The sequence below is a fragment of the Variovorax sp. M-6 genome (assembly GCF_052114385.1).
Classification (GTDB): domain Bacteria; phylum Pseudomonadota; class Gammaproteobacteria; order Burkholderiales; family Burkholderiaceae_C; genus Variovorax.
On record NZ_JBFREQ010000085.1, the window covers coordinates 1 to 2,776 of the forward strand.

Annotated in this window: 5 protein-coding genes; 4 read left to right on the forward strand and 1 reads right to left on the reverse strand. The window is 64.1% G+C overall.

All coding sequences use genetic code 11. From position 1 onward, the window contains the following. Positions 1–2 precede the first annotated feature (2 nt). Both AB4Z46_RS35165 and AB4Z46_RS35170 read left to right on the forward strand, forming a co-directional pair. Positions 3–233 (forward strand): helix-turn-helix domain-containing protein, encoded by a 231-nt coding sequence (locus AB4Z46_RS35165; protein ID WP_442288182.1) that lies wholly within the window; start codon positions 3–5, stop codon positions 231–233. A gap of 4 nt (positions 234–237) precedes the next feature. Then, entirely contained in the window at positions 238–1,587 is a 1,350-nt protein-coding gene (locus AB4Z46_RS35170) for a type II toxin-antitoxin system HipA family toxin (RefSeq protein WP_442288183.1), read from the forward strand. A gap of 3 nt (positions 1,588–1,590) precedes the next feature. Here AB4Z46_RS35170 and AB4Z46_RS35175 read toward each other — a convergent pair whose 3' ends face one another. Next, the gene (locus AB4Z46_RS35175) at positions 1,591–1,854 is read right to left on the reverse strand and encodes a hypothetical protein (protein ID WP_442288184.1); all 264 of its coding nucleotides are present in this window, start codon (positions 1,852–1,854) and stop codon (positions 1,591–1,593) included. A gap of 6 nt (positions 1,855–1,860) precedes the next feature. On the opposite strand from AB4Z46_RS35175, the gene AB4Z46_RS35180 reads away from it, so the two are divergent. Beyond that, complete coding sequence (locus AB4Z46_RS35180) at positions 1,861–2,304, forward strand: tetratricopeptide repeat protein (protein WP_442288185.1); 444 nt, start codon at positions 1,861–1,863, stop codon at positions 2,302–2,304. A 291-nt stretch (positions 2,305–2,595) separates the two neighbouring features. After that, a partial coding sequence (locus AB4Z46_RS35185) for a DUF3606 domain-containing protein (protein ID WP_442288186.1) occupies positions 2,596–2,776 on the forward strand: 181 nt, incomplete at its 3' end.

Genomic DNA, 2,776 nt, shown 5'->3' on the forward strand with positions numbered 1-2,776 from the left:
ACTTGCTCCAGGCGTTTCGTAAGCAAACGGGCATCACCCAAGCCGAGGCCGCCGTTCGACTGGGGGTGACCCAGCAGACGATGTCCGCACTGGAGCGGAACGCGGAGAAGGTCAGCGCTGCCCGGTTGATGAAGCTGCTGAGCATCTTGGGCGTTGAGTTGGTGCTGCGCAAGGACGAGGCACCAGCAACTCCCAAGTCGGCCAGCGCCGGCGACTCCACTCCAATCTGGTAAGCCCATGGGTCGACGTTCTCATACCCAAGCGCTCCGCCTCTGGATGAACGGGGCCCGCGTAGGTACCTGGCGCATCCATCCTCAGACAGGCGACGTCCTGGAGTACGACGCGGATTGGGCCGTTGCAGAGCAGGGCCGCCCTTTGTCACTGTCCCTTCCCTTCATGCCGGGTGGTGCGCCACATCGCGGCGAACGAGTTCGAACCTACTTCGAGAATCTGCTGCCCGACAGCGACGACATTCGAGCCCGGATCGCGAGGCGGTAYCAGACCAWGTCGACCGAGGCCTTCCCGCTACTCGCCGAGATTGGACGCGACTGTGTGGGCGCGTTGCAGATTCTTCCGGACGGCGAAGTCCCGGCAGGCCTGGGGCCAGTGCAAGCCTCACCCTTGGATGAGAGCATGGTCGCGCAGGTGTTGCGCAACACCGTGTCGCCTGCGCTCCTGAGTCTTGGCGACGATGACGACACCTTTCGCATYTCGATCGCGGGCGCGCAGGAGAARACCGCACTCCTGCGCTTCGATGGCAAATGGTGCATGCCCCACGGGGACACGCCGACAACGCACATCTTCAAGCTCCCGCTGGGCCTGGTTGGCGGCATGAAGTACGACATGAGCGGCTCTGTCGAAAACGAGTGGCTATGCTCATTGATCCTGAAGGCCTACGGCCTTCCGGTGGCCGCTTGCAAGCCGCTGGAGTTCGAGGACGTGAAGGTCCTGGCGGTGGAGCGCTTCGACCGCAGCTGGTGGAAAAGCCCCGCGGGCGACATGCGGCTCATCCGACTTCCTCAGGAGGACATGTGCCAAGCCAAGGGCGTGTCGCCGCACGCAAAGTACGAAGCGGACGGCGGCCCGGGCATTGACAGCATCATGGAGGTGCTGGAGGGGTCGATGTCCCGCGAGGATGACAAGCGGACCTTTTTCCAGGCGCAAGTGCTCTTCTGGATGCTCTGCGCCACCGATGGGCATGCGAAGAACTTCAGCCTGTTTCTGCGGCCCGGGGGCCGATACCAGCTCACGCCGCTGTACGACGTGCTGTCGGCCTACCCCATCCTGGGCGATGGACCGGGGAAGCTGTCCCCTTTCAAGGCCAAGATGGCWATGGCGATCCGCTCCAAGAATGCGCACTGGAAGGTGCGCGAGATTCTGCGCCGGCATTGGCTGGCCGTCGGTGAGCGGCACGGGGTAACCACCCCAGACGGGCGCGGCGCGGGTTTCGTGATCGACGATCTGGTGGACCGCACGCAACAGGTGATTCGCCAGGTGCGAGCGCAACTGCCGAAGGACTTTCCGGAGTCTTTGGCCGAACCCATCCTCAGCGGGCTTCACGAAGCCGCCAGCAAGATCTCGAACTGACGGTCACGTCTTCGGTCGGGGCCTGATCGCTTTCGGTTGATCGCCGCCGAGGGCTTGGGCTTCCAACGGCAGGCCGGCGCGCGCGATGCGCAATGGCTCTGGCTCGCCAGTGATCGTGACCACCACCCGGGTCAAGCCGCCGTTCGTGGTTGCGAAGACCGCCGTTCCTTCGACGCCGGGGGKCCGCACGGCGCGCAGAATCCGCGCGTCGTTGACCGCGAAGTCCTCAGGCGCGTAGACGAACGGGATGGTTTCGGTGGCGCTCACGTTCGGATGCTACGACCGTTCGGTCGTCGGCGACACCACGTCGCGCACAGCCGTGGACGCCCCGGCCCCGCACGCCGCCCCCCCGCCGCGGCGCTGGCGCCTTCGCCAGACGTTCTCTTCACGCGTGCCGAGTGCCTCGAGGCGGTCGACGTCGAAGAAGCGCGGCGGCTCTACGAGGAGGCCATCGCCGTCGCACCGCACTACACGAACGCATACCTCAACCTCGGCGCGCTCCTCTGTGACGGCGGCGATTGCGATAAGGCGGTTCGGGTGTTCTCCAAGGGGATTGAGCACCGCCCGGATGAGCCCCTCCTCTACTTCAATCGCGCGGTGGCACTTGAGGACCTGAATCGATTCGAGGAGGCCCTGGCGAGCTACGACCTGGCGCTGCAACTCGATCCGAATCTCGCCGATGCGCACTTCAACGTGGGCAGCTCTACGACGAGCTAGGCAACAGCCAGGGTGCGATTCGGCACTACAGTGCGTACCGGCGACTGTCGAGGTAGAAGCAGTCGCGGGATAGACAGCACACCATGCTTCAGCCGTCCCCGTGCGAGAGACCATCGGTCGCTTTCCGGCAGTGAGCGTGTGTCTGCTGTAGGTCAGCTTCGGGCCCCGGAGCGGAACTTCGTGACGGTTGGCAGCCGACGCTCAGGCGGGTGGATTTCGCGCTGTCCGCCGCCTTGCAGATCGATTCGCTTAAGCCTATAAAGATCCGGCCACACTGCCTGAGGAGGCTGTATGCCTGATGACCTGAGAGATTTCCAGCCACTGGATCCGGGTCGGATCCTTGAGGAAGATTCCCTAGAGCTGCAGTACTGGTGCAAGGAGCTTCGATGCACTGAGGCGAAACTGCGGGATACCATTTCCAAGGTCGGCAATCACGTCGCCGCCGTGCGCGAACAACTCGCGTCGCGGGAGT

Excerpts from the sequence above, each read along its gene's own strand:
- AB4Z46_RS35180 (WP_442288185.1), top strand. The coding sequence starts at position 1,861 with ATGCTACGACCGTTCGGTCGTCGGCGACACCACGTCGCGCACAGCCGT.